Origin of the sequence: Rhodoferax bucti, from assembly GCF_005876985.1 — a bacterium.
Taxonomy (GTDB): domain Bacteria; phylum Pseudomonadota; class Gammaproteobacteria; order Burkholderiales; family Burkholderiaceae_C; genus Allorhodoferax; species Allorhodoferax bucti.
Window position 1 is genome coordinate 144,672 of record NZ_VAHD01000003.1, and the last position, 24,698, is coordinate 169,369.

Annotated in this window: 22 protein-coding genes and 2 tRNA genes; 11 read left to right on the plus strand and 13 right to left on the minus strand. The window is 59.8% G+C overall.

Going from position 1 to position 24,698, the window contains the following annotated elements; all coding sequences use genetic code 11:
- The first annotated feature begins 21 nt into the window (after nucleotides 1-21).
- The 5 genes from pal (at nucleotide 22) to FDM28_RS11750 (ending at nucleotide 2,368) form a co-directional block, all read left to right on the plus strand.
- Nucleotides 22-564 carry a peptidoglycan-associated lipoprotein Pal gene (gene pal, locus FDM28_RS11730; protein ID WP_138515372.1) on the plus strand — a complete coding sequence of 181 codons (543 nt, stop codon included), beginning with the start codon at nucleotides 22-24 and terminating at the stop codon, nucleotides 562-564.
- Nucleotides 565-566: 2 nt separating this feature from the next.
- The gene (gene ybgF, locus FDM28_RS11735) at nucleotides 567-1,361 is read left to right on the plus strand and encodes a tol-pal system protein YbgF (protein ID WP_138515373.1); all 795 of its coding nucleotides are present in this window, start codon (nucleotides 567-569) and stop codon (nucleotides 1,359-1,361) included.
- Nucleotides 1,361-2,170 (plus strand): tRNA threonylcarbamoyladenosine dehydratase, encoded by an 810-nt coding sequence (locus tag FDM28_RS11740; protein WP_138515374.1) that lies wholly within the window; start codon nucleotides 1,361-1,363, stop codon nucleotides 2,168-2,170. The genes ybgF and FDM28_RS11740 overlap by 1 nt, the downstream gene beginning before the upstream one ends.
- Before the next feature lie 39 nt (nucleotides 2,171-2,209).
- A tRNA-Lys gene (locus tag FDM28_RS11745) sits at nucleotides 2,210-2,285 on the plus strand.
- A 7-nt stretch (nucleotides 2,286-2,292) separates the two neighbouring features.
- Nucleotides 2,293-2,368, plus strand: a tRNA-Lys gene (locus FDM28_RS11750).
- A 545-nt stretch (nucleotides 2,369-2,913) separates the two neighbouring features.
- On the opposite strand, the gene FDM28_RS11755 is transcribed toward FDM28_RS11750, so the two are convergent.
- The 13 genes from FDM28_RS11755 to dapC form a co-directional block, all read right to left on the minus strand.
- Nucleotides 2,914-3,192 (minus strand): hypothetical protein, encoded by a 279-nt coding sequence (locus FDM28_RS11755; RefSeq protein WP_138515375.1) that lies wholly within the window; start codon nucleotides 3,190-3,192, stop codon nucleotides 2,914-2,916.
- 68 nt (nucleotides 3,193-3,260) lie between these two features.
- Nucleotides 3,261-3,734: a hypothetical protein gene (locus FDM28_RS11760; protein ID WP_138515376.1), complete on the minus strand. Its 474-nt coding sequence runs from the start codon at nucleotides 3,732-3,734 to the stop codon at nucleotides 3,261-3,263.
- A gap of 9 nt (nucleotides 3,735-3,743) precedes the next feature.
- Entirely contained in the window at nucleotides 3,744-4,841 is a 1,098-nt protein-coding gene (locus tag FDM28_RS11765) for a plasmid recombination protein (RefSeq protein WP_170211733.1), read from the minus strand.
- A 783-nt stretch (nucleotides 4,842-5,624) separates the two neighbouring features.
- On the minus strand, nucleotides 5,625-6,419 hold the full coding sequence (locus tag FDM28_RS11775) for a hypothetical protein (protein WP_138515379.1): 795 nt from the start codon (nucleotides 6,417-6,419) through the stop codon (nucleotides 5,625-5,627).
- An 80-nt stretch (nucleotides 6,420-6,499) separates the two neighbouring features.
- A complete protein-coding gene (locus FDM28_RS11780) occupies nucleotides 6,500-6,811 on the minus strand; it encodes a HigA family addiction module antitoxin (protein ID WP_138515380.1) in 312 nt (103 codons plus the stop codon).
- Between the two features lie 10 nt (nucleotides 6,812-6,821).
- Nucleotides 6,822-7,100 carry a type II toxin-antitoxin system RelE/ParE family toxin gene (locus FDM28_RS11785; RefSeq protein ID WP_138515381.1) on the minus strand — a complete coding sequence of 93 codons (279 nt, stop codon included), beginning with the start codon at nucleotides 7,098-7,100 and terminating at the stop codon, nucleotides 6,822-6,824.
- A 34-nt stretch (nucleotides 7,101-7,134) separates the two neighbouring features.
- Entirely contained in the window at nucleotides 7,135-8,520 is a 1,386-nt protein-coding gene (locus FDM28_RS11790) for a tyrosine-type recombinase/integrase (RefSeq protein ID WP_138515382.1), read from the minus strand.
- A gap of 335 nt (nucleotides 8,521-8,855) precedes the next feature.
- Nucleotides 8,856-10,808: an ABC-F family ATP-binding cassette domain-containing protein gene (locus tag FDM28_RS11800; RefSeq protein ID WP_138515383.1), complete on the minus strand. Its 1,953-nt coding sequence runs from the start codon at nucleotides 10,806-10,808 to the stop codon at nucleotides 8,856-8,858.
- Between the two features lie 363 nt (nucleotides 10,809-11,171).
- A complete protein-coding gene (gene prmB, locus FDM28_RS11805; protein ID WP_138515384.1) occupies nucleotides 11,172-12,062 on the minus strand; it encodes a 50S ribosomal protein L3 N(5)-glutamine methyltransferase in 891 nt (296 codons plus the stop codon).
- Nucleotides 12,059-13,246 carry a succinyl-diaminopimelate desuccinylase gene (dapE, locus tag FDM28_RS11810; protein ID WP_138515385.1) on the minus strand — a complete coding sequence of 396 codons (1,188 nt, stop codon included), beginning with the start codon at nucleotides 13,244-13,246 and terminating at the stop codon, nucleotides 12,059-12,061. The genes prmB and dapE overlap by 4 nt, the downstream gene beginning before the upstream one ends.
- A complete protein-coding gene (locus FDM28_RS11815; RefSeq protein ID WP_138515386.1) occupies nucleotides 13,246-14,412 on the minus strand; it encodes a PilT/PilU family type 4a pilus ATPase in 1,167 nt (388 codons plus the stop codon). Before FDM28_RS11815 ends, dapE begins: the two co-directional genes overlap by 1 nt.
- Before the next feature lie 24 nt (nucleotides 14,413-14,436).
- On the minus strand, nucleotides 14,437-15,261 hold the full coding sequence (gene dapD, locus FDM28_RS11820; protein WP_138515387.1) for a 2,3,4,5-tetrahydropyridine-2,6-dicarboxylate N-succinyltransferase: 825 nt from the start codon (nucleotides 15,259-15,261) through the stop codon (nucleotides 14,437-14,439).
- 48 nt (nucleotides 15,262-15,309) lie between these two features.
- On the minus strand, nucleotides 15,310-16,521 hold the full coding sequence (gene dapC / locus FDM28_RS11825) for a succinyldiaminopimelate transaminase (protein ID WP_138515388.1): 1,212 nt from the start codon (nucleotides 16,519-16,521) through the stop codon (nucleotides 15,310-15,312).
- An 85-nt stretch (nucleotides 16,522-16,606) separates the two neighbouring features.
- Here dapC and FDM28_RS11830 point away from each other — a divergent pair, with 85 nt between their 5' ends.
- From FDM28_RS11830 to def, 6 genes are all read left to right on the plus strand, one after another.
- The gene (locus tag FDM28_RS11830; protein ID WP_138515389.1) at nucleotides 16,607-16,978 is read left to right on the plus strand and encodes an Hpt domain-containing protein; all 372 of its coding nucleotides are present in this window, start codon (nucleotides 16,607-16,609) and stop codon (nucleotides 16,976-16,978) included.
- A gap of 9 nt (nucleotides 16,979-16,987) precedes the next feature.
- The gene (locus tag FDM28_RS11835; RefSeq protein WP_138515390.1) at nucleotides 16,988-17,374 is read left to right on the plus strand and encodes a response regulator; all 387 of its coding nucleotides are present in this window, start codon (nucleotides 16,988-16,990) and stop codon (nucleotides 17,372-17,374) included.
- 123 nt (nucleotides 17,375-17,497) lie between these two features.
- Complete coding sequence (gene smc, locus FDM28_RS11840) at nucleotides 17,498-21,013, plus strand: chromosome segregation protein SMC (protein ID WP_138515391.1); 3,516 nt, start codon at nucleotides 17,498-17,500, stop codon at nucleotides 21,011-21,013.
- A gap of 22 nt (nucleotides 21,014-21,035) precedes the next feature.
- Nucleotides 21,036-22,073 (plus strand): cell division protein ZipA C-terminal FtsZ-binding domain-containing protein, encoded by a 1,038-nt coding sequence (locus FDM28_RS11845; protein WP_138515392.1) that lies wholly within the window; start codon nucleotides 21,036-21,038, stop codon nucleotides 22,071-22,073.
- 14 nt (nucleotides 22,074-22,087) lie between these two features.
- Nucleotides 22,088-24,160 (plus strand): NAD-dependent DNA ligase LigA, encoded by a 2,073-nt coding sequence (ligA, locus tag FDM28_RS11850; protein ID WP_138515393.1) that lies wholly within the window; start codon nucleotides 22,088-22,090, stop codon nucleotides 24,158-24,160.
- Nucleotides 24,157-24,696: a peptide deformylase gene (gene def, locus FDM28_RS11855; protein WP_138515394.1), complete on the plus strand. Its 540-nt coding sequence runs from the start codon at nucleotides 24,157-24,159 to the stop codon at nucleotides 24,694-24,696. Before ligA ends, def begins: the two co-directional genes overlap by 4 nt.
- Nucleotides 24,697-24,698: the final 2 nt, after the last annotated feature.

Below are 24,698 nucleotides of genomic sequence, written 5' to 3' on the forward strand. Positions count from 1 at the left end.
TAATTAACTTGGAGTTTGAAAATGAAGAAATTGGTATTGATTATGTCTGTCGCGGCTATTTTGAGCGCCTGCGGCTCTGCCGTTAAGCTGGATAACGTACCGGTGGAAGACAAAGCCGGTCAAGCCGTGTCAGGCAGTGGTGCTACTGGCAATGCGGGCGACGGTTCTGGCGTTGCCAAGAGCAATGTCACCTCCGTGGCCTTGGATAAAAACGCCCAAGATCCAGCTCTCAGCGCTGCGTTGAAAACCGTGTATTTTGACTACGACAGCTTTGTTATTCGCTCGGAGTTCCAGTCCACGATTGAGGCCCACGCCAAGTACCTGAAGGCAGACAAATCCCGCAAGGTCAACATCGAAGGTCACACCGACGAGCGCGGTGGTCGTGAGTACAACTTGGCACTGGGCCAAAAGCGTGCCGAGGCCGTACGCAAAGCATTGCAGGTACAGGGCGTTTCCGACGCACAAATGGAAGCCATTAGCTACGGCAAGGAAAAGCCTGCTGTGCTGGGTAATTCTGAGTCTGCGCTCGAGAAAAATCGCCGCGCCGAGTTCAGTTACCGCTAATCATGCGCTTGCTCTCGATGCATTTCGTCACTCGGACTGTGCCTTTGGCACTCCTGCTTTGCTTATGTGCAGGGCAGGCGTCTGCGGGTTTGTTTGATGACGAAGAGGCGCGACGCGCCATTCTCGATTTGCGACAAAAAATTGAAACGCTGCGCACGGAATCTGACCAAAAATTGGCGGACGAGGCGCGGCGTAACGCAGAAGACTCCACGCAGTTGCGTCGCTCTTTGGTTGAGCTCCAGAATCAACTGGAAGCTAACCGCGCAGAGTCGGCCAAGTTGCGGGGGCAAGTGGAGCAATTGGCCCGGGATCTTGCGGACTCTCAACGCAAGCAAAAAGACGCAACCCAGGCTTTTGACGATCGGCTCCGTAAATTTGAACCATCGAAAGTGATGGTAGATGGTCGAGAGTTTCTGGCTGAGCCGGCCGAAAAGCGGGATTTCGAAGCGGCATTGGCCGTGTTCCGCAAGGGTGACTTCTCCAATGCCCAAGTGGTTTTTCTGGACTTCTTGAATCGTTACACCGGATCCGGTTACCGGCCCTCTGCTTTGTTCTGGTTGGGAAGCGCGCAGTACGCCCAGAAGGACTACAAGGATGCTCAGGCCAACTTCAGAGCGCTGGTTCAACAGGCATCGGATCACGTCCGTGCCCCTGAGGCGCTACTGGCCTTGGCCAACTGTCAGTTGGAGTTGAAGGAAAACAAGGCCGCCAAAAAAACGTTGGAAGAACTTTTGTCCAGTTACCCCGCTTCTGAGGCGGCCGGTGCTGCCAAAGATCGCCTGTCCCGCTTGAAGTGATGAGTTCGGTTTACGCTGAATCGGCCCCGGTGGATGTGTCGCGCCGTTTTTCCGGCATGGATCGTTTGCTTGGGGTCGAGCCAGCGCAGCGTGTTCGGTCCTGCCATGTTGCGGTCATTGGCATTGGTGGTGTAGGGTCTTGGTCTGCTGAAGCGCTGGCGCGTAGTGGTGTTGGAGCCTTGACCTTGATAGACATGGACCATGTTTCTGAGTCCAATATCAACCGTCAGCTGCACGCGCTGACTAGCACTCTCGGAAAAGCCAAAATTGAGGCAATGCGCGAGCGGATTGCGGAAATCAATCCGGAATGCAAAGTGCATATCGTCGATGATTTTGTCTCGGTGGAAAACTGGCCAACGGTCTTGGGCGGGCATGTGGATGCGGTGATCGACGCTTGTGATCAGGTCAAAGCCAAGGTTGCAATGGCAGCTTGGGCGCGACGTATGAAGGTGCCGTTTATTTCGGTAGGGGCCGCTGGCGGAAAGCGCTTGGCACACTTGGTCGATATTACAGATCTGAGCCAATGCACGCACGATCCCTTGTTGGCCCAGTTGCGTTATCGATTGCGCAAAGAGCACGCAGCACCCAAAGATGGCAAAAAAATCCATGTTCATTGTGTGTACAGCAAGGAAGCCGTGCAGGGGCCCGACGCATCTTGCGCGGTGGAAGGCGATGGTTCGCTGAACTGTCACGGCTACGGCTCGATGGTGAGCGTCACTGCCACCTTCGGAATGTGTGCAGCGGGATGGGTGATTGATAAATTATCTGCCTCCAACCATTTAGCCTCAAAAAAAGACGCTATAATTTGAGGCTTCGCAGGGTTCAATAAGAAGTTGTTAAGCCTTGTCGGGACCATAGCTCAGTTGGTAGAGCAGCGGACTTTTAATCCGTTTGTCGTGGGTTCGACCCCCGCTGGTCCCACCATTTATTTGGGAATTTAGCTCAGCTGGTAGAGCAGCGGACTCTTAATCCGTAGGTCGAGAGTTCGAATCTCTCAGTTCCCACCAAGCTAGCCCTCATGGGCGCTGGAAAGCCTGCTATCAAATCGGTAGCAGGCTTTTTTCTTTGTGTCGTCTGAATGCTTCATGTAGCCACCATGTAGCCACCGGTACAGGCAAATTGCACCGATAGCACCAGCCCCAAAACGACAAAAGCCCCAACGGCGGGGGCTCGATTAGATTGAATGGCTAGCGGTCAAAGGGTCGGATTCAAAATCCACCCCCTTTTCATGCTCAGCTACTGAATGCGGACCTAGTAGGGGCCAAAGTGCGCGCCCCTTTGTTTTCTCAAGTAGGGGCACTCTGCGCGTACCTCGTTGCGTACTCTGCGTACCCTTAGCTCTGGATTGAAGGTGGACCTGGCTCTTAGGTGGCTTTTCAAACGCGGACTGCGCGCCTCGGTTCCAATCTCAAAGGAACCATCACATTGATTACCCCCTTCGGAACGCGAGCTGCGCGCCTCGGTATCCATGCGCAGGGTATCCGGTATCCACCGTATCCGCAGTTTCGCGGACACCGCCCCAGCTTTGGGGACATGCCCGGCGCGCTCACGTTTACTTTGCCTGGGGCTGGCGTAGTGCCTTTGGTTGCACCTTCTTTGCTGCAAGTGCTTTGCATTGCCTGCGCTCGGCTTCGTCCAAGTTCTCCAGTAGCTGCTCTGCATGGAATAGCTCAAAAGCCAGTCCCCGTAACTCTTTGGGCTGTAGGCCCTTACTGAAGTGATACCGCAATGCCCCCTCAGTTACGCCCATGCCTATCGCTATCGACCGCACCGACTCGCCATAGACTGCGCGCTTGTAGGCCCGTTCAATGTCCAGAAAAGTGATTTTCATGCGTAGGAGTTCGTAAGTTAACGCCTGCCTTTTGGGTTGCAAGGCGTTAACAGGCTGTTAACCATGGGCTAAGCCTCTAGGCTCAGTTGGTTTGCGTCTTGCCCCCTCTGGCCTTGCGTGGTCGCGCGTGGGGCGGTGGGGGCCTTGCTGTGTCCTTTTGGCTCTGGCTGGCTGTCGTCGACTGTAGGGGCGTCCATCTCTGCAATGAACTCCGCGGCAATGTCAGCGGTTGCCCGTGCATAGGTCTGCTCATGGCTTAGGTCCGCATGGCGGGTGTCGCTGTGCGTCTCCAGGTACTCGGCTAGGCGCTCGATTCTTTCTGCCAGTGTCTTGATGCGGCGGGTCAGTGTGGCAATGGTGCGTTCTGCCTGTTGGTCAGTGGCAATGATTCCAAGATGCTCACAAGCGGCGCGCAGTTGCCACGGGTGAACCATGATGCTCATGGTGTCCTCTATCCCTTCCTGTTGCTCCAGCATGATTGCGGGGCCGTGGGCGTCGGTGATGTGGCTTGCGGTGAAGTGGTAGTGCATAAGCTGTTGCATGTGTGTGTCCTAGTGCGTGAAGTTTGGGAGTGGGCGCGGTGTCTGTTTGGCCAGCGCCTGCCTTACCCACTCGTTAGCCGCCTGCTTTTGATGTCTTGCCGGTGGTGGTGGTGGTGGCGTGAAGTATTCGCCGGTGTCTGGGTCGAAGTGCGTCGGGTCAAGCTCGCTGTCTCGCACTCTTATCGTTTCAATGGCGTCACTCTCCGGCGTGTGTGAGTGCGTGTCGGGTGGTGGTGGACCGAGCGGTAAACGGGCAGCAGGGAGCGGTGTTTTTTCTGCGAACCCTACAGAGCATAGGGTTTGCTCTTTTTCTTGAGGTGTGAACCCTATAGGGTTTGCAGTTTCTCGCGCCGGGCCTTTGCCTTTGGATGTGAAAATTTGCTCCATGGTCCGGGCTGGCTTCTTCACTGTCGGCAATTCAATTCCGAGCGCCAGCAGGTAGGGCGCGGGGTTGCTTTCGATGGCCTCCCGTATGGCGGGCCATGCGGCGCTCAGCAATACGCTGTCAGACGTCTCGCGCAGCTTTTGAAGCACTGCCTTTACCGCAGCCTGCTTTGTGGTCCCCAGTAGCTTTGCGGGCGCTTTGGTGAAGCCGTAGAGCCCGGCCACCTTTGCATGAAAGTCCTTTTGCAGTGCAGCCAGTTTTTGCTTGCCTCCAATGAGGTCCGAGCCAGCCATGCGGCCATCAACCAAGGGCAGCAGCAGGATATGGCAATGCGGTTGCGCCTCATCCCTGTGAATATCGACGCTCAGGACGTTTTGATGCCCCCCAAAGGCACTAGCGGCCCAATCGGCGCAGGCAGTGAAATATGCGCGGTCATCCACAGCATGGCCGGGCGGTAGGCTAAACACAACCTCCAGCCCTTGCACCGCATCTTTTCGCAGCTTGCTTACGCCTGCGGCAGTCATCAGGTCTTTGGCCAGTTGACCCACATCAGCAGCGGCAGGCGGCCCGCAAAGGGATTCATTCAGCCGGGAGCGTGTCGGGTCAATCGAGCCCACCGCGCCCATTTCCGCCTGAATCTCGCGCCTGTTATGACGCGCAGCCGCAGTGATGATGCCGCCGCCTTTGAGCTTCTTGATTCTCAGGAAGGCGGCGGCGCTCATGTTGTACCGCCCGTCTGAGTGCGCGCAAGCCACGCATAGACCATACGGCGACCTTTGGCGGTGAAGCTGTACACACCGGGGCGGCATGGTTTTCCATCTCTATCGATAAAGTGCACGCGCTCGCAGGGCAGGTGCTCTTTTCCCAGTCCCCGGCGGCGAAGTTCTGCAATCAGCTCAGGGCCATTTGAGCAACCCGCTATAGCGTCCACATCTTCACGGCGGCGCGGGCGTTGCAATAGGGCATGAATGGCGCGCAGGTGGCGCGGATTGTCTGTACCTGTAAACTCGCGTCTGTTTGGGGCGCTCGGTTCTGCATTTGTGGGGCCGGGCGTTTTCATTTCTCAGCCCTCCACAACTTGACCCATTGGGAAGGTGCAGCGCACCAGATAGACAGCGCAAGCCGGTTGAATGCGGCTTTCATGCTGCTACCCCGGCTAATGCCTTTACGGTTGCCGTAGACCATGCCAGCAGGCCACCAATGCGGCTAGGAGCCATTGGGCCTGTACCGCTTCGGCAAGCCCATACTCTTAAGGTTTGCGGGCTACGGTTTAGGTAATAGGCAGTCTCAGCGGTCGTGAGGTTTGGTTTGTTCACCAGTTCCAGCGGAGGGTATGGCGCGGTGAATTTTTGCGCTGTTTGCGCGCTATGGTGAGTTTCGGTTTGCAAGATTGGTTCTCCAAAACACCACTGAATAGTGATGCATGGAAACTCATTCTGTGCATATCAGCGCAGCGGAGAAACAGCGGAGATAGCCCGGAGAACTTCCGTACAAAGTCCGGAGAATCAGCCTTCTAGCGTGTGTTTTCGGCTTGGCAGGTTGCTCATGCTGTTTATTGCATGCAGCAATGCGCCAGCCGGCTTCGCAGGATTTAAGAGTTTGTTGTTTGCTCTTGCCCACGCTAGTGCTGCATTTTCATCCCACCCCCTTTTTCCGGCTTTTGCGGCATCAAGTCCGTTTGTGCTTGCATCGGTCATATCGCGTTCAATGGTGCGCCATTGGTGCTTGTGTTGCTCCAACATTGACGCCTTTGTCATGCTGAATTTAGGCCCAGTCTTGACAACACTCACAGCCTCTAGTTCGACCACATCCAACACTGGCCCGGAGGGTACTACATCAACCACGTGCGCCGCTCTGTCTTGCTCTGGGGCCGGGGTAGGTGTTGCGTAGTGCTCTATCAACTCCGCGTCGTTGAGAACGCGGGCATAACTGTATGCGTGTTGGCGGAAAACTTCATACCGCCCCCATATCTCCCGCTGCTCATTGAATATCGGCTCTGTTGCATTATTGAGGTCTGAAGTTGTAACAGGCCCCTGATACTTCGCCCAAATGGTGCGGCTCGTAATTCGGTAAGTTGCTAAATCGGCCAGCGCTAACGCTGCGTCACTCTCCCTCGGGGTTACATCCAATCCGACATGGTCTCTAAGTAGCGGCTCTGCCAGTTCCCGGTCTGCTACTGGGTCGTTTTGTCGATGCAGGAAATGCTCCGGTGAGACAAACCTTTTTAGCTCGTGTAAAGCGAGCTTGCGCAATCTGTTGTCGTGATTCAACTTTGCCACCCCTTCAAGGTGTCGCTTCATTGGGAACCCCTGCCTGCCGGTGAAGGTGTCCGACTTTTCGCCAGCGGTAATTAAGCGCTGGCTAGACAGGGGCAAAACTCTTAGGCGTGCTCAGGCGCTGGCTTCACACGCATGGGGCTGGTCTTGAATCGCTGTTCGGCCTGCCACACGTCGTAGGCGCATTGCTCCGCCAGCCATGCACGAGCATCTCCACCACGTTCGACCCCCAGCCATGCCTCAAGGCGTAGCGCCATATCAGGCGAGATGGCAGCACGGCCATTCAACGTGCGCGAGAGGGTCACACGGGATACGCCTAGTTGCTCTGCTGCCTGGGTCACACCCAACCCCAATGCGGGCAACACGTCATCACGCAGGGTCAGGCCTGGGTGTGGTGGGTTATGCATACGGGTCATAGTGGTGCTCCTAGTGGTAATCCATGTAATCAACCAGCACAGCGTCTGTGCCTTCAAAGGTAAACGTCATTCGCCAGTTACCGTTTACCGACACGGCCCAATGGCCCTTCAGGTCGTCTGATAGCGGGTGCAGCTTCCAGCCCGGCACGTTCATATCTGGGGCGCTTGTAGCCACATCCAGACGCGCCAGCAAGCGAGACAACTTAGGTGCATGGTCAGGCCGGATGCCGGCTTTGGTGCCCCGTTCAAAGAACGCTTGAAGCCCCTTGTGGCCGAATGACTTAATCATGATTGATTGTATCTTGTAGCGTTACGCTTTGCAATTAACTAGCCACTGCGCGTAGCTTGCCCGGCTCTGCTTTGGCGTCAAACTTCACCCCGGCCTGCTCCAAAATCCAAGCCTCTATGCGGTTGTGGTGAATCGCCAGTAGCTCCAGCGGCCTCACTGTGTAGTGCTTTTCAGCCGTGGCGCTGGGTTTGTGTCCCATGAGTTGCGCAACCACGCCAGCGGGTATTTCCAGCCACTCTGACAGGGATTTGAAGGAGCGCCGCAGGCCGTGCAGGGTTAGGCCCTCCAATCCCGCCACCTTGCAGGCGCGGCCGTGTGGGGTTGTTGGCTCGGTTAGGTGTCCTGTCGCACTGGTGGGGCTGGCAAACACCCATTCATTGCGCTTTGGCAGGCTGGCCAGTAGGTGCGACACGTAGGGTGTTAAAGGGATTTCCCGCGCGCCCTCTACCTTGTCCCGTATGGCGATGCCCTTCCATTGGGTGTTCACATCATCCCGTCGCAGTGTCATCACTTCGCCCGGTCTTGCTCCGGTCAGTAACAGGATTTGCAGGTAGGCGGCAATGGCGGGGTTTTGAATCTGTTGCACAGCGGCAAACCATGCGGCTAGCTGTGCGCGCTGCAACACGTCAGACTTAACGCCAGCTTTTCCGAGTGATTCGCGGGTTTTCTTGGTTTTGGCCGGGTTGCCAGTTAGCAGGCCGGCATATGCGGGCTGCTCTGAGCACCAGCCTAGAAACACCTTCAGGCAGCGCCACGCCAGCCGGGCAGAAGTAGGGCGGGTCTTGGCTTCGCGCGCGGCCCATGCCTCGATAACGCTTGCGGTCAGGTCACGCAGTGGGAGGGTCATAAGCGGGTAGAGCGGCATATCAATGGTCACCCCCCGGCCATCAGTTCCCCGCTTTATGACCTTGCCCCCGGCTTTTGATAGGTTCAGGTGGTCTTTGTAGTGGCGCTCGCCCCAATGCGGGCGGCGCTCCTCTAGGTAGGCGCTCCAGACTTCGCCCACTGTTACAGCGGCCACTTTGGCGGCTTCCAGTTTGGCAGCACTGGCAGCGAGTGCAGCGGCTTTTGCGGCGTCTTTCAGGCGCTCAAGTTCGCGGGGGTCGTCGCCATCGCTTCGGATTACCACGGCAAGGCGGCGGGCTTCCGTGCGGGCGGCTTCAATGTCCAGCACTCGCACATCTCCGATGGTGCGCCGGATATTCTGCCGGTTCAACTTCGCCTCAAACACGAATGCCTTTACGCCTTTGGGGTTCTTGGCGCTGAGGGCTGTCGCACGAACGCGCAGGCCGAGGGCTTTAGTGTCTCGTAGGAATACCTGGGCTTTGTCTGCCGGACAGGTCAGGCGTTCGATTAACCCAGCGGTCAGGTCTTTCGCCTCGCCTAGGTCTGGCGTGTCTACTTTTCTCGGCCTTGCCATCGCTTTTCCTCTCCATGTAGCCACCATGTAGCCACTTTTGCCCTATTTTGGGGAATATCAATCAATAATCCGGTTTGCTTCTTTGTCGCGAAAGTCTTGCAAGTCGTTGATTTATATGGATTCTAGCAACAATGCCGAATGGTTCGGAATACTATTTTCAGCGGACTCTTAATCCGTAGGTCGAGAGTTCGAATCTCTCAGTTCCCACCATCTACTCACCGTAGATACTGCAAACCCCGCTATCAAATTGGTAGCGGGGTTTTTTATTTTTGCCTCTGTAGGCAACACGCAAACAGCTCGCAACCGTAGTCGCAAGCTGTCCGCAGCTTAGCGACTTACGATTCCAGCAAAGCGGTCAGTTCCAGCCATTGTTCTTCCAAAGTCTGCAGTTCCGCGTTGACCGCTTTCAAGCGCTTGCCGGCTTCTGCGATCTCTGCGGGATGTGGGTTGGTCGATAGCTTGGCCTCCAGTTCAGCGCCTTCTGCATTCAGCACGCCCATGCGGGTTTCGACTGCGCTGAGTTCTTTCTTCCATTTTTTGATGGCGTCGGAGGATGGGCCTGCTTTTACTGTGAGCGCCGGGGCTGCCACTACGGGTGCCGCCTGTTGGGTTGCATGGGCTTTTGCTTCCTCTTTGACCAACTCGCGTTGGCGCTTGGCTTCGTCCAACAGGTAGCGTTGGTAGTCATCCAGATCGCCATCAAACGGCTCCACGCCACCGCGCGACACCATCCAGAACTCGTCACACACCGAACGCAGGAGCGCGCGGTCGTGGCTGACGAGCATCACGGTGCCTTCAAATTCATTGAGTGCCATGGCCAAGGCTTCGCGGGTCGCCAAGTCCAAGTGGTTGGTAGGCTCGTCCAGCAGCAAGAGGTTGGGGCGCTGCCAGACAATCATACACAGCACTAAGCGCGCTTTCTCGCCGCCGCTCATGCTGCCTACGGCTTGCTTCACCATATCGCCACTGAAGTTGAAGGTGCCTAGGAAGCTACGCAGGTCTTGCTCGCGTGTTTGCTGGCCCGCAATTTTGCCGGCTGCCGTCATTTCGCGCACGAGGCGGATCATGTGCTCGAGCGGCGACTCGTCGGGCCGCAACACATCCAGCTCCTGCTGCGCGAAGTAGCCGATGTTTAGGCCCTTGCCCTCGGTCACGTCGCCACCCAGCGGTGCCAGGTCGCGCGCCACGGTTTTCACCAGCGTCGATTTACCTTGGCCGTTGGCACCCAAAATGCCAATGCGCTGGCCTGCCAGCACTGATTTGCTGACGTTGTGCACGATGGTGGTGGGCGGTGTGCCTTTGGGCGCGTCTTCCGGCGGAGGGTAGCCAAAGCTCACGCCCTGCATGGACAGCATGGGGTTGGGCAGGTTGGCGGGTTCCTTGAACTCAAAAGTGAATTCGGCCTCAGCCATCAGCGGGGCGATTTTCTCCATCCGGTCCAAGGCCTTCACCCGGCTCTGCGCCTGCTTGGCCTTGCTGGCCTTGGCCTTGAAGCGGGCAATGAACTTCTGCAAGTGGGCGATCTTGTCCTGCTGCTTGGCGAAGGCGTTTTGTTGCAGCTCCATCTGCTCGGCGCGCATGTCTTCGAACTTGCTGTAATTGCCGCCGTAACGGACCAGCTTGCCCATGTCGATGTGCAAGGTGACGTTGGTCACCGCATCGAGAAACTCACGGTCGTGGCTGATCACCACCATGGTGCCTTCGTACTTTTTGAGCCAAGCCTCCAGCCAGACCAGCGCGTCCAAGTCCAAGTGGTTAGTGGGCTCGTCGAGCAGCAGCAAGTCGCTGGGGCACATCAGGGCGCGGGCCAGTTGCAAGCGCATACGCCAGCCGCCGGAGAAGCTGTTTACCGGCTTGTCCAGCTCTGTAGTTTTGAAGCCGAGGCCCAGAATCAAGGCCTGTGCGCGGGCAGCGGCGTCGTATTCGCCCGCGTCATGCAGTGCCGTGTAGGCATTGGCCATGCGCTCGTAGTCCTCGGTAGCCTCAGCGGCTGTGACTTCGGCGCGCGCAGCACCCAGCTGGGTATCGCCCTCGACCACGAAGTCGGTTGCGCCTTGTTCGGTTTCCGGCATGTCCTGGGCGACTTGGCCCATGCGCCACTGGGCAGGGATGTAGTACTCACCCGCATCCTCATGCAAGTTGCCGTTGAGCAACGCAAACAGTGAGGATTTGCCGGCACCGTTGCGCCCCACCAAGCCGACTTTTTCACCGGGGTTGAGGGTGACGGAAGCACCTTCCAGAAGCACCTTGGCGCTGCGGCGAAGGGTGACGTTTTTTAAGGTAATCATGTGAGAGGCTCAGTTATCAATTCGTTAGGCCGTTTCAGGCCTGTGGGTTGGCGAGGGCTGGTGAACTGGGTATCCGGCGCATCTCGCGGGCGAACAATTTGGGTTCGCCATGGTTATGTCATTAAGGGCTTGGTGGGTGGGCTTGCTCTGTGGCAACCGCAAACAGCGCCTGCTACCGGACACCCCATCCACCAGCCCGAAGTGGCTTGATTGCGTGCATCCAGAAACACTCGTTCGCAGCAGCGGGCGTAGGGTGTGGGGCGCAGTGAGGTCAAGGAGGAGCCCAAAGGGCGGGGGACACGAACGGAGCCCCATACCCTGCGTCCGCTGCGAGCCCAGCACCAAGGCCCGACAAGAAAGGCGCTAAAGCAACAACGCCTCTTTGGTCACCAGCAACACCTGATCTTCTCCGGCACTGGTTTCCAACCACACCACTTCCAACTCCGGAAACGCCGCCTCAAAGAAGGCGCGTTCATTTCCAATTTCGAGCACCAACACCCCGCCATCGGCGAGATGCGCAGGCACGGCCTTCAACAGGCTCCGGATGAAGTCCATGCCATCGCCCGTACCGCCGGCTTGGTTGCCGTCCAACGCAATAAAAGGCTCTGCCAAATACTCAGCGGGCAGGGCGGCCATGCTTTGAGCATTCACGTAGGGCGGGTTGCACAGAATCAGATCGAACATGCCCGGCACCGATTGCAAACCATCGGATTCAATGAGCTGCACCCGGTCCTGCAACTGGTGCTTGTCCACATTGATGCGGGCGACGGCTAGCGCATCCGCAGAGATATCAGCGCCAGTCACCGCCACATCCGGATAGACCATGGCGGCCAGAATGCCCAGGCTGCCGTTGCCAGTACACAGGTCCAGCACGCGGTGGGTGCTCTCCGTGAGCCAGTAGTCGATGTTGCCATCCACCAGCAACTCGGCAATCAGCGAGCGCGGCACGATGACCCGCTCATCCACATAAAACGGCACGCCTTGCAACCAGGCCTCGTTTGTCAGGTAGGCCGCAGGCTTGCGGGTGCTGATGCGCGCTCCTAAAAGCGTAGCTGCTTGCGCATACTCCTCGGGCGCTACAAGTCTTTTTGACTCTGAATCGTCATCAGAGAGCGGCGTGTCCAGCGGCAAACCCAGCGCGTGCAACACCAGCCAAGCCGCCTCGTCTGCTGCGTTGGTGGTGCCGTGGCCGAAGGACACACCGGCTGCGGTGAGCTGTGCGGTGGCCTCTGAGACCAGTTCTTTCAGATTCATGCGCGTGCCGCCTGGTTCAGGTTCTCAAGTACCCGGCGGTAAATGTTTTTCAGAGGCTCGATATCGGCGAGCTTCACATGTTCGTTGATCTTGTGGATGGTGGCGTTGGGCGGGCCCAATTCGATCACCTGGGGGCACACCTGCGCGATAAAGCGCCCATCGCTGGTGCCGCCGGTGGTGGAGAGCTGAGTTTCCAGTCCGGTTTCTGCGCGGATGGCATCCCGCACCGCATCGACCAGCGGGCCGGGCGTGGTCAAAAAGGGCAGGCCGCCTATGGTCCATGCGAGGTCGTAGTCCAGCTCATGTTTGGCCAGCACACTTGCCAGACGCTTTTGCAGGCTGTCCGGGGTGGATTCGGTGGAGAAGCGGAAGTTGAAGTCAATCACCACCTGCCCCGGGATCACGTTGCTCGCGCCGGTGCCGCCGTGGATGTTACTCACCTGCCAGGTGGTGGGCGGGAAAAAGTCGTTGCCCTTGTCCCACTCAATGCCCACCAGCTCCGCCAGCGCGGGCGCCGCCAAATGGATGGGGTTTTTAGCCAAGTGCGGGTAGGCAATATGACCTTGCACGCCCTTGACCGTGAGCTTGCCGCTCATGGTGCCGCGGCGGCCGTTTTTGATCATGTCGCCCGTGCGCTCCACCGAGGTGGGCTCGCCGACGATGCAGTAGTCCAGCACCTCGCCACGCGCTTGCAACTGCTGGCATACCACCACGGTGCCGTCCAGCGCAGGGCCTTCCTCGTCGCTGGTGAGCAGCAAGGCGATATTCAGCGCTGGAGCGGGGTGCGCGGCGATAAATTCTTCAATCGCCACCACAAAGGCGGCCAGCGAGGTTTTCATGTCGCTGGCGCCACGGCCGAAGAGCTTGCCGTCCCTGTGGGTCGGCACAAAGGGGGCGCTGTCCCACTGTTGCACAGGGCCGGTCGGGACCACGTCGGTATGGCCAGCGAAAACCAGTGTTTTTGCTACTTTTTCAGGAGCGGCTTGCGCACTATCTACGGGCGCTACAGCCCGTTTTGCCCATAAATTGGTGACGCGGAAGTCTGCCGGGCCGCTTTCTATGGTTTCGCACACAAAGCCCAAGGGGCGCAAGCGGTCGGCAATCAGGGCCTGGCAGCCACCGTCGAGCGGTGTGACCGAGGCCATGGAGATCAGCTGCTCGGTGAGCTGCAGGGTCGCTGTCATCAGTGTTTCACGTCCAGGGTAATTTCGGTGAAGGAGGCTTCGTCATCCTCCTCCGGTACCGCAGCCGCCTTGGCGGTGCGGCTGAAGTCGTTTTGCAGGCGCCACATCAGGTTAGTGGGCGAGTCGGCGTGGGCCAAGCCTTCTTTGCGGTCCACCAGGCCGTCTTTGATCAGGCGAGCAATGTCGTGCTCAAAGGTTTGCGAGCCCTCTGCCATGGACTGCTCCATGGACTCCCGGATGCCGGAGAAGTCGCCTTTTTCAATCAGCTCGGCGGTCAGCTTCGTGTTGAGCAGCACCTCGGCCGCCGGTGTGCGCAAGCCCGAGGTCGTGCGCAACAGGCGTTGCGAGACGATGGCACGCAGTGCAGCGGCCAGGTCACCGAGCATGGTGGGGCGCACCTCTACCGGATAAAAACTCAAAATCCGGTTCAACGCCTGGTAGCTGTTGTTGGCGTGCATGGTGGCCAGGCAGAGGTGCCCGGATTGGGCGTAGGCAATGGCTGCCGACATGGTTTCCTGGTCGCGGATTTCGCCGATCAGAATCACATCCGGAGCCTGGCGCAGGGCGTTCTTGAGGGCAATATGCAGGGACTCGGTGTCGGTCCCTACCTCACGCTGGTTGACGACCGAGCGCTTGTTTTTGAACAAGAATTCCACCGGGTCCTCGATGGTCAGGATGTGCCCGGAGATGTTTTCATTGCGGTAGTCCAGCATGGACGCCAGCGTGGTGCTCTTGCCCGCGCCGGTGGCCCCCACCATCAGGATCAGACCACGCTTCTCCATGATCAGGTCTGAGAGCACCTCCGGCAACTGCAGGCTGTTGAGCGGCGGCACATCCACGCTGATGTAGCGAATCACCGCTGCAATCGTGCCCCGCTGGCGCATGGCGCTCACCCGGAAGCGGCCCACACCCGCCAAGGGAAAGCCGATGTTGAGTTCCCCGGTCTGCTCCAGCTCCTCCAAGTGGCGCGGGGTCAGCACCTCGGCCAGCAGGTTTTTGGGAGCGTCAGACGGCAGCACCTGGCTGTTGATCGGCACACACTGGCCATTGATTTTGATCAGCGCCGGCGCGTGTGCGGACAGGTACACATCGGAGGCCTTCTTCTCGCTCATCAAGCGAAGAATGCGCTCCATCGTGCCGGATGCTTGGGGTGTGGTCGTCGCCATGGCTGCCTCCCGGGGGTGCCGTGCTTAGTCGCGCAGCAGGTCGTTCAAGCTGGTGGTCGAGCGCGTCTTGGCGTCCACCTTCTTGACGATGATGGCAGCGTACATGCTGTATTTGCCATCGCCCTTGGGCAGGCTGCCGCTCACCACCACCGAGCCGGCCGGCACGCGGCCGTAGCTCACGGTGTCGGTCGCGCGGTCATAAATCGGGGTGCTCTGGCCGATGTACACGCCCATGGAGATGACCGAGTTCTCTTCCACGATCACGCCTTCAACCACTTCGGAGCGCGCGCCCACAAAGCAGTTGTCTTCAATGATGGTGGGGCCTGCTTGCATGGGTTCCAGCACACCGCCAATGCCTACGCCGCCGGACAAGTGCACATGCTTGCCGATTTGTGCGCAGGAGCCCACGGTGGCCCAAGTGTCGACCATGGTGCCTTCGTCCACGAAGGAGCCGATGTTGCAGTAAGACGGCATCAGGATCACGCCCTTTCCCTGGAAGCTGCCGCGACGCGCCACAGCGGGCGGCACCACGCGCACACCGGTGGCCTTCAGGGCTTCGGCGCTCATGCCGGCAAACTTGGTGGGCACCTTGTCGTAAAAGCCCAGGTCGCCGGACTGGATGATTTCGTTGTCCTTCAGGCGGAAGCTCAGCAGCACGGCCTTCTTGATCCACTGGTGGGTCGTCCACTGGCCCACGCCTTCACGGGTTGCCACGCGCAGGCGGCCGGCGTCCAGTTCGTTGAGCACATGTTCCACGGCATCACACACTTCGGCGGAGGCTGAGGCGACGGAGATGTTGGCGCGGTCTTCCCACGCGGCTTCGATCACAGTTTGCAGTTGTTGGCTCATGGTTTCTTCAGGGTAGTAAGTGGGTGAATAGCGGGGTGGGGCAGCGCTTTACGCGTTGCGACCTTTGACAAATTGAACGATGCGCTGCACGGCTTCCAGGCATTCGTCGGTTTCGGCGACCAAGGCCATGCGAATGCGGCCGGCACCGGGGTTGTGGCCGTGGGCTTCGCGTGCCAGATAGCTGCCGGGTAGCACCGTCACATTGTATTGAGCGAGCAGGTCGCGGGCGAACTCCGTGTCGCTGCCTTGAATATCCGCCCACAAGTAAAAGCCGGCATCTGGCAGGGTGACATCCATCACCTCGGCCAACAGGGGGGTGACCTGCGCAAATTTGGTGCGGTACTTGGCGCGGTTATCCACTACGTGGACCTCGTCATCCCACGCCGCGATGCTGGCAGCCTGCACCACCGGGCTCATGGCGCTGCCGTGGTAGGTGCGGTACAGCAGAAACTGCTTGATCCAATGGGCATCGCCGGCACAAAAGCCGCTGCGCATGCCGGGCACATTGCTGCGCTTGGACAGGCTGGTGAAGGACACCAGGTTTTTAAAGTCGGTGCGGCCCAGTTTGGCAGCGGCTTCCAGGCCGCCCAAGGGCGCTTCGTCGCGGAAGTAAATCTCGCTGTAGCACTCGTCCGAGGCAATCACGAAGCCGTGCTGGTCGCTCAATGCAAACAGCTTGTCCCACTCGGACAAGGGCATCACGGCCCCTGCCGGGTTACCCGGGGAGCACACATACATCAGCTGGGTGGCGGCCCACACGCTTTCGGGCACGCTGTCCCAGTCTTGCGCAAAGTTGCGCGCAGGCACCGAGGGCACAAAGTAAGGCTGCGCGCCACTCAGGAGGGCTGCACCTTCGTAAATTTGGTAAAACGGGTTAGGGCACACCACTTGCACGGTGCCTGCTTGCGCTGCGGGGTTGATCACCGTTTGCGCAAACGCAAACAAAGCTTCGCGGGAACCGTTGATGGGCAAGACCTGGGTGGCGACATCCAGTGCCAGACCGTAGCGGCGCTGGACCCAGTTCACCATGGATTGGCGCAGCTTCACATCTCCGGCCGTTGCCGGGTAACTGGCCAAACCACTGTCGCCGGACTGGATGGCGTGGCAATACGCATCCTTGATGAGTTGGGGTGTCGGATGGCGTGGCTCGCCAATGCCCAGGCTGATGGGACTGAAAGCGGGGTTGGGCACCACACCGGCAAACAACTGGCGCAGGCGCTCAAACGGGTACGCCTGCAGGCGTGACAAATTCGGGTTCATGGGGAGGCATTATCCCTGAGTCGTCGTTAAACTCAGGGGTCCGCGGCCCCCAGGGGCTGCACCGCTTGTTTATCAGGAGTCCTCCATGTCAGCAGCTGCGCCCCAAGGCGATTCCCCGCAATACCTGAATATCGCCGGCGCCTTGGAGCAGATTGGGGACGAAGGCGCTCTGCGCGAAATGCTGCCCATGGTGTTGGACTCCTTGCAGCGCGATGTGCCGGCCATTGCCAACCTGTTGGCCCAAGGGGATGTGACCGGTGCCAACCACCTGCTGCACCCGCTCAAAGGCTTTATTCCCATTTTTTGCACTCCGGACTTGTACGCCCGGGTGTCTGAGGTGGAGCAGATGAGCAAAAAGGGGGACGCCCCCACGGTAGGTGCCGCCTATGCCTTGCTGGCGCCTGAGTTGAGGGTGTTTGAGGCCGAGGTGGCCCGCTACCTGGGCGCGCCGGCCTGACGGTTCTGCATGGGGCTGTTGCAAACCCGCGTCTTCGTGGTGGAAGACGACAAGACCATGCAGGCATTCGTGATGGCCTGTTTGCGTCGATTGGGTATCCAGGACATTTTTGCCTTTGCCGATGGGTCTTCCGCACTGGCCCGCATGGTGGAGTTGCGCCCCGATATCGTGATTACCGATGTGCACATGCAACCCATGGGTGGCGTGGAGCTGGTGGAGACCTTGCGGGGCCACGGCAACTCCCTGGTGTCGCGAACACCGGTGATTTTTTTGACGGCAGATGCCAGTTCCGCCACCGTGTCTCAAGTCGTTTTGCTCGGGGTGCAGGGCTACATCGTGAAGCCCCCGAACTGGCAGACCTTGGGCCAAAAAATCGAGGCGGCGCTCGGCACTTAGCGTCTCTCAGGGGTTGCGCAGGGAGGGCCGGGGGTGCACGGTATGATTCCCCGCTGTCGCAGTGCCGCTCCAGAGGGGCAAACTTCAATAAAATCAACTACTTAGCTTCGTCTACGTTTTCCTGTGCGTCTTAACTCCATCAAGCTCTCCGGCTTCAAGTCCTTTGCCGAACCCACCAACTTCCTGCTGCCCGGTCAGCTGGTCGGCGTGGTGGGGCCGAACGGGTGCGGCAAATCCAACATCATGGATGCAGTGCGCTGGGTGTTGGGCGAAAGCAAAGCCAGCGAGTTGCGCGGCGAGTCCATGCAGGACGTGATTTTTAACGGCACCACCACCCGCAAGCCCGCCAGCCGTAGCAGTGTGGAGTTGGTGTTTGACAATGCAGACCACCGCGCCGGCGGGCAGTGGGGCCAGTTTGGCGAAATCGCGGTCAAGCGAGTGCTGACCCGCGACGGCACCAGCAGCTACTTCATCAACAACCAACCGGTACGCCGCCGCGACGTGCAGGACGTGTTTCTGGGCACCGGCCTCGGCCCCCGGGCCTACGCCATCATCGGGCAGGGCACCATTTCCCGCATCATCGAATCCAAGCCGGAAGAGTTGCGCTTGTTTCTCGAAGAAGCCGCGGGCGTCTCCAAATACAAAGAGCGCCGCCGCGAAACCGAAAACCGTCTTTCGGACACCCGCGAAAACCTTACCCGCGTGGAAGACATCCTGCGTGAGCTGGGCACCAACCTGGAGCGCTTGGAGAAGCAAGCCGAGGTCGCGCAGAAGTACAACGCCCTGCAAGCCGAAGTCACGCTGAAACAACACCAGCAATGGTTCTTGAAGCGCGCCGAGGCACTGGCAGACCAGGCCAAAGTGCAATCCGAAGGGCTGGCCGCCGTCAATGCCCTGGAAGCGCGTATGGCGGATTTGCGCCACATCGAGGCAGATTTGGAAACTGTGCGCCAGGCGCACTACGCGGCCGGTGACCAGGTCAACCAGGCGCAGGGCCTGTTGTACGAGGCCAGCACGGACGTGGGCCGTCTGGAAGCCGAAATCCGTTTTGTGGTGGAGGGGCGCCAGCGGGTCGAGCAGCGCCTGATCACCCTGAAAGAACAAATCGCCCAGTGGGCTACCCGCAAAGACGATGCCCAGGCTGAAATAGAGCGCCTTGCCGAGCTGGCAGCCATGGGCGAAGAGCAGACCGAACTCCTGGCGGCGCAGGTGGAAGAGCAGGCCCAGCAATTGCCGGACCTCGAAGACGCCTTGGTCAAAGCCCAAAGCACTGCCAATGAGCAGCGCGGGCTGGTGGCGCAGGTGCAGCAGCAGATTCAGGTCTTGGCTGCCGAGCAACGCGGCATTGAGGAGCAAAGCCGGCAACTCGGCACCCGCCGTGACAGGCTGCTGGCCGACCGCAATGCCTTGTCGGCCCCGGACGAGGCGCGCTTACTCCATCTGCAAGAGCAATTGGACGTGGCACAAGAAAACAATGCAGTTGCCGAGGCCCGCTTGCAGGATTTGCAGGAGTCGGTGCCCCAGCTGGACGAGGCCCGCAAGGAGCAGCAGCTCCATGTGAACGCAGAGTCGTCCAAGCAGGCCGATTTGTCGGCACGCCTGGAGGCGCTGAAGGCTTTGCAGGAAAAAGTCAAAACCGACGGCAAGCTGCAACCTTGGCTGGCCAAGCATGGCTTGGACCATTTGCAGGGGCTGTGGAGCCGCATCCATATCGAGCAAGGCTGGGAAAACGCACTCGAAGGCGCACTGCGCGAGCGCTTGGGGGCGCTGGAAGTCTCCCGCCTGGACATGCTGCGCGCATTTGCGGTGGATGCTCCGCCGGCCAAATTGGCGTTTTACAGCCCGTCACCCGCCTCGGCACCGGAGCGTGCGGCCGCATTCCCGCGCCTGGCCGACTTGTTGCGGGTGCACGATGCTGGGCAAAAGGCAGTGCTCACGGAGTGGCTGCAGGGCTGCTACACCGCCTCCAGTTTTGAAGACGCCTTGGCCCAGCGCGACAAGTTGCAGGCCGGGGAGAGCATTTACGTCAAAAGTGGGCATGTGGTCACCGCCCACAGTGTGAGCTTTTATGCCCAGGACTCCGAGCAGGCCGGTTTGCTGGCGCGTGCCCAGGAAATTGAAAACCTGGAAAAGCAACTGCGTGCCCAGGTTCTGATTGCTGACGAATCCCGTGTGGCGCTGAGCCGCGCGGAGAGCTCCTATGCTGAGAGTGCGCAACGCCTGGTGAGTGCGCGCCGTGAGGCCGCCGAGAGCCAAAGCCGTGTGCATGAGCTGCAGGTGGAAACGCTGCGCTTGTCGCAAATGCTGGAGCAAATGCGTGCACGCAGCGCCCAGATTGAGGCCGACATGGCCGAGGTGGATACCCAACTGGACGACCTGCAGGAGCGCCGCGTAGAGGCCGAGGCCCGCTTCGAGTCGCTGGACATGCAGCTGGCAGACAGCCAGGAGCGCCATGCCCAGCTGGACGAGCGGGTGATCGAGGTGCAAAACAAGCTCAGCCAATGCCGTGAGCAGCAACGCAGCCTGGAGCGCCAGGCCCAGGAGGCCGTGTTTGCCCAGCGCAGTTTGCAGGCTCGCAATGCGGAGTTGGCCCGGTCGATTGAAACTGCCATTCAGCAAAATCAAAGCATTCAGGCTGAAGAGCAGCGCGCCCAGGACGAGTTGACCCGGCTCACCGACGCTGCGGCGCAAGCGGGTTTGCAAAATGCCTTGGCGTTGAAGCTGGAGCGTGAACAGGCTTTGGGGGCCAAGCGCAGCGAGTACGACGACTTGACTGCCAAGCTGCGCGCCAGCGATGAACGCCGCTTGCAACTGGAGCGTGAGCTCGATCCGCTCCGCCAGCGCATCACCGAGTTTCAGCTGAAAGAACAAGCCGCCCGCCTCGGATTTGAGCAGTTTGAAGCCCAACTTGCCGATGCCCAAGCGGACTTGGCCGCCATTGAGCAAAGCATCAAAGACGGCAATGTGCGCCTGTTCGGCATGCAGGGCGATATCGACCGTTTGAACCGCGAGATCGCCGCGCTGGGCGCCGTGAACTTGGCGGCATTGGAAGAGCTGACTGCGGCTCGTGAGCGCAAGCAATTCCTGGACATGCAAAACGTGGACCTGACCCAGGCCATGAACACGCTGGAAGACGCCATCCGCAAGATTGATGCAGAAACCCGCGAGCTGTTGTCCGGCACCTTTGACCAGGTGAATGCGCATTTCGGCCGCATGTTCCCTGAGCTGTTCGGCGGCGGCAATGCGCGCTTGGTGATCACGGGGGATGAAATTCTGGACTCCGGCGTGCAAGTGATTGCGCAGCCGCCAGGCAAGAAGAACCAGACCATCCACTTGCTTTCGGGCGGCGAAAAAGCGCTCACCGCGATTGCCTTGGTGTTTGCCATCTTCCAGCTCAACCCCGCGCCATTTTGTTTGCTCGATGAGGTGGATGCGCCGCTGGACGACGCCAACACCGAGCGCTATGCCAAATTGGTGGCCAGCATGAGCAAGGGAACCCAGTTCCTGTTTATCAGTCACAACAAGATCGCCATGGAAATGGCAGAACAATTGATCGGTGTCACCATGCAAGAGCAGGGCGTGTCGCGCATCGTGGCGGTGGACATGGAGTCCGCCGTCAGCCTGGCCGAACTCGCCTGAACACCGCACAAGCAAAACCAACATGAGTAATTTACAAATCGGATTGGCCATCGCAGGTGGCGTGGTGCTGGCGGCGGTGGTTGCCCACGGAGCTTGGTCTTCGCGTCGCAATGCGCCGCGCCAGGCCTTGCCACAACAAGAGCCTGTGGGGGATGAGGCACCTTTGGAGCCGGTGTTGACCGAGGTGGATGCAGAAACGCCCGCCTTCAACCTGCCACGCCCGCCGGCACGGCCGGCCATGGACTCGCTGATTGACGTGATCGCCACGGTAGCGCTGGACCCGGCTACGCCTGCCGTGTCTGGCGAGGCCGCGTTGGCCGCCATGCCCAGCACCCGCCGCGCAGGGACCAAGCCCTTCTCGGTAGAGGGCTATAACCTGCAATCGATGGTGTGGGAAGTGCCTGCCCCCAGCCAGCGCTACGGTGGTTTTCAAGCCGGCGTGCAGCTGGCCAACCGCTCGGGCGCGCTCAACGAGATTGAATATTCCGAGTTCGTGGTGAAAACGCAGGCGTTTGCTGATGCCATCAACGCCACCCCGGAATTCCCTGAAATGCTGGACGAAGTGGCGCGCGCCCGCGAGCTGGACCACTTTGCTAGCGCCCACGATGCCCAGCTGGGCTTCACCATTCGGGCCCGCAATGCATCCTGGAGCCCCGGCTACATCCATCAGAATGCGGCCCGTTTGGGCTTTGTGGCCGGGGTCATCCCTGGTCGCATGGTGCTGCCCGCGTCGGTAGAAGGGCTGCCGCCTGTGCTAGTGCTCGGTTTTGATTCCCAGGCCGCCCTAGCGGACGATCCGGCGCAGAGCGCTATCCGCGAACTGTCTTTGCACCTGGATGTGGCACAGGTCGACCGGGCTGAGCGTCCGTTTGAACGCATGCGTGAAACGGCCGATGCGCTCGCCACGGCCATGGAAGGCGTGGTCACCGATGACAACGGCCAGCCCTTGCCTGCCCAGACCATGGACATCATTGCCGCTGACTTGCAGGTGCTCTACGACACCCTGGAGCAGCGGGACATCGCCGCCGGCTCCCCGATTGCCCGCCGCCTCTTCAGTTAAATTTTTTAGGTTTTATGGCTACGCTGGACTTGTTTTCATCCGAGCCGGCACAGCCGGATAGTGCTGCCCACCAACGGGTGCAGGCTTTGCGCGAATGGCTGCATGCCTACGGCCATGCCTACTACGTGCTGGATGCGCCGGTGGTGCCGGACGCCGAGTACGACCGCCTGTTCCAGGAGTTGCAGGCGCTGGAGACCGCCCACCCGGAATGGTTGACACCCGATTCGCCGACCCAGCGCGTGGGTGGCAAGCCGCTGGATGCCTTTGCCACCGTGCGCCATGTCGTGCCCATGCTGAGCATCCGCACCGAGACCGACACCGAGTCCACCGGCGCGGAGGCCTTTGACGCCCGGGTGCGCAAAGAGCTAGAGCTGGACGCGGGCGATGCACCCGTGGAGTACGTGGCCGAACTCAAATTCGACGGCCTGGCCATGAGCCTGCGTTACGAGCAGGGCGTGCTGGTGCAGGCCGCTACGCGCGGGGACGGCGAGTACGGCGAGGATGTGACCCAAAACATCCGCACGATCGGACAGATTCCCCTCAAGCTGCCAGCGGGCGTACCCGCCGTGCTGGAGGTGCGTGGCGAGGTGTACATGCGCCGCGACGATTTCGAGGCGATGAATGAAAAGCAGCGCGAGAAGGGTGAAAAAACCTTTGTGAACCCGCGAAATGCCGCTGCCGGTGCGGTGCGCCAGCTCGACCCCGGCATTGCCGCCCAGCGCCCTTTGAGCTTTTTTGCCTATGGCCTGGGCGAGGTAACACCGACAGAGCAGGGCGGCCCGGCATTTAGTACGCATTACGCCATGCTGCAAACGCTCAAATCATGGGGTTTTCCGGTTGCAGCGCAGGTGGATATTGCGCGAGGTGCTCCTGAATTAATAGCGTACCACCAGCGTATCGGCGCTGCACGTGACCAGCTGCCCTACGACATTGACGGCGTGGTTTACAAGGTCAACAGCCTGGCTTTGCAGCGCCAGCTGGGTTTTATCACCCGCGAGCCACGCTGGGCCGTGGCGCACAAATACCCGGCCCAAGAGCAAATTACCAAGGTGCTGGGCATTGATGTGCAGGTCGGCCGCACCGGCAAACTCACGCCGGTGGCGCGCCTCGACCCGGTGTTTGTGGGGGGAACCACGGTGTCCAACGCCACGCTGCACAACTTGTTTGAGCTGCGGCGCAAACGGGTGCGGGTGGGGGATAGGGCGATTGTTCGCCGTGCGGGCGATGTGATTCCTGAGGTGGTGGGCATCGTGGTGGCAACCCGCCCGGCTTATGTGCCCAACTTCCGTATGCCCCGTAGCTGCCCCATTTGCGGTAGCGCCGTGGTGCGCGAGAAGACTGAGATGAATCACCGTTGCAGCGGCGGTCTGTTTTGCCCGGCCCAGCGCAAGCAGGCCATCCTCCACTACGCGCAGCGCCGTGCGGTGGAGGTGGAGGGCCTAGGCGAAAAGTTGGTGGACCAGCTGGTGGAGAGCAACACCATCCGCACGCTGCCCGATCTGTACAAACTGGGCCTGAGCACTTTGGCCGCGCTGGACCGCATGGCCGAGAAATCGGCGCAGAACATCGTGGCCGCGCTGGAAAAATCCAAGCAAACCACTTTGCCTCGTTTCTTGTTTGGGCTCGGTATTCGCCACGTGGGAGAAGCCACTGCGAAGGAGTTGGTGCGCCACTTCGGCACCCTGGATGCCATCATGGATGCCTCTGAGGAGGCCCTGACTGGCGTTAGCGACGTAGGCCCTATCGTGGCCAAGAGCTTGCACACCTTTTTCGCCCAGCCGCACAACCGGGAAGTGGTGGAGCAATTGCGCGCCTGCGGCGTCACCTGGCCCGAGGGGGCTCCTGCCGACGCCGGCCCCAAGCCCTTGGCCGGCAAGACCCTGGTGCTCACCGGCACCTTGCCCACTTTGGGGCGGGATGCGGCCAAGGACCTGATTGAAGCGGCCGGCGGAAAAGTCAGTGGCTCGGTCAGCAAGAAAACCCACTACGTGGTTGCCGGTGCGGAAGCCGGCAGCAAGCTGGACAAAGCCCAAGAGTTGGGGGTGCCGGTGCTGGATGAGGCCGGCCTGCTGGAGTTACTGAAATGACCGTGCGAGACATCCTCAAAATGGGCGACCCACGCCTGCTGCGTACGGCGCAGCCCGTGGTGGACTTTGACAGCGATGCACTGCACCTGCTGATCACCGACCTGCTGGACACCATGCGTGCTGCCAATGGGGCCGGCTTGGCAGCGCCGCAGATCGGTGTAGACCTGCAGGTGGTAATTTTTGGCTCCCACGACCGCAACCCCCGTTACCCGGACCGCCCCATCGTTCCACCCACGGTGCTCTGCAATCCGGTCATCACCCCGCTAGGTGAGGACGAAGAAAGCGACTGGGAGGGCTGCTTGTCTGTGCCCGGTTTGCGGGGCAAGGTGCCGCGGTGGTCGCGCATCCGCTACACCGGGTTTGACCCGTATGGCGACCCGATTGACCGCACGGTGGAGGGCTTTCACGCCCGGGTCGTGCAGCACGAATGTGACCACCTCTGGGGCAAGCTCTACCCCATGCGCATGCGCGACTTCAGCCAATTCGGCTACACCGAGGTGTTATTTCCGGGTATCGCGGCAGCAGAAGACGACTGAGG

Excerpts from the sequence above, each read along its gene's own strand:
- pal (WP_138515372.1), top strand. The coding sequence starts at position 22 with ATGAAGAAATTGGTATTGATTATGTCTGTCGCGGCTATTTTGAGCGCC.
- ybgF (WP_138515373.1), top strand. The coding sequence starts at position 567 with ATGCGCTTGCTCTCGATGCATTTCGTCACTCGGACTGTGCCTTTGGCA.
- FDM28_RS11740 (WP_138515374.1), top strand. The coding sequence starts at position 1,361 with ATGAGTTCGGTTTACGCTGAATCGGCCCCGGTGGATGTGTCGCGCCGT.
- FDM28_RS11755 (WP_138515375.1), bottom strand. The coding sequence starts at position 3,192 with ATGAAAATCACTTTTCTGGACATTGAACGGGCCTACAAGCGCGCAGTC.
- FDM28_RS11760 (WP_138515376.1), bottom strand. The coding sequence starts at position 3,734 with ATGCAACAGCTTATGCACTACCACTTCACCGCAAGCCACATCACCGAC.
- FDM28_RS11765 (WP_170211733.1), bottom strand. The coding sequence starts at position 4,841 with ATGAGCGCCGCCGCCTTCCTGAGAATCAAGAAGCTCAAAGGCGGCGGC.
- FDM28_RS11775 (WP_138515379.1), bottom strand. The coding sequence starts at position 6,419 with ATGAAGCGACACCTTGAAGGGGTGGCAAAGTTGAATCACGACAACAGA.
- FDM28_RS11780 (WP_138515380.1), bottom strand. The coding sequence starts at position 6,811 with ATGACCCGTATGCATAACCCACCACACCCAGGCCTGACCCTGCGTGAT.
- FDM28_RS11785 (WP_138515381.1), bottom strand. The coding sequence starts at position 7,100 with ATGATTAAGTCATTCGGCCACAAGGGGCTTCAAGCGTTCTTTGAACGG.
- FDM28_RS11790 (WP_138515382.1), bottom strand. The coding sequence starts at position 8,520 with ATGGCAAGGCCGAGAAAAGTAGACACGCCAGACCTAGGCGAGGCGAAA.
- FDM28_RS11800 (WP_138515383.1), bottom strand. The coding sequence starts at position 10,808 with ATGATTACCTTAAAAAACGTCACCCTTCGCCGCAGCGCCAAGGTGCTT.
- prmB (WP_138515384.1), bottom strand. The coding sequence starts at position 12,062 with ATGAATCTGAAAGAACTGGTCTCAGAGGCCACCGCACAGCTCACCGCA.
- dapE (WP_138515385.1), bottom strand. The coding sequence starts at position 13,246 with ATGACAGCGACCCTGCAGCTCACCGAGCAGCTGATCTCCATGGCCTCG.
- FDM28_RS11815 (WP_138515386.1), bottom strand. The coding sequence starts at position 14,412 with ATGGCGACGACCACACCCCAAGCATCCGGCACGATGGAGCGCATTCTT.
- dapD (WP_138515387.1), bottom strand. The coding sequence starts at position 15,261 with ATGAGCCAACAACTGCAAACTGTGATCGAAGCCGCGTGGGAAGACCGC.
- dapC (WP_138515388.1), bottom strand. The coding sequence starts at position 16,521 with ATGAACCCGAATTTGTCACGCCTGCAGGCGTACCCGTTTGAGCGCCTG.
- FDM28_RS11830 (WP_138515389.1), top strand. The coding sequence starts at position 16,607 with ATGTCAGCAGCTGCGCCCCAAGGCGATTCCCCGCAATACCTGAATATC.
- FDM28_RS11835 (WP_138515390.1), top strand. The coding sequence starts at position 16,988 with ATGGGGCTGTTGCAAACCCGCGTCTTCGTGGTGGAAGACGACAAGACC.
- FDM28_RS11845 (WP_138515392.1), top strand. The coding sequence starts at position 21,036 with ATGAGTAATTTACAAATCGGATTGGCCATCGCAGGTGGCGTGGTGCTG.
- ligA (WP_138515393.1), top strand. The coding sequence starts at position 22,088 with ATGGCTACGCTGGACTTGTTTTCATCCGAGCCGGCACAGCCGGATAGT.
- def (WP_138515394.1), top strand. The coding sequence starts at position 24,157 with ATGACCGTGCGAGACATCCTCAAAATGGGCGACCCACGCCTGCTGCGT.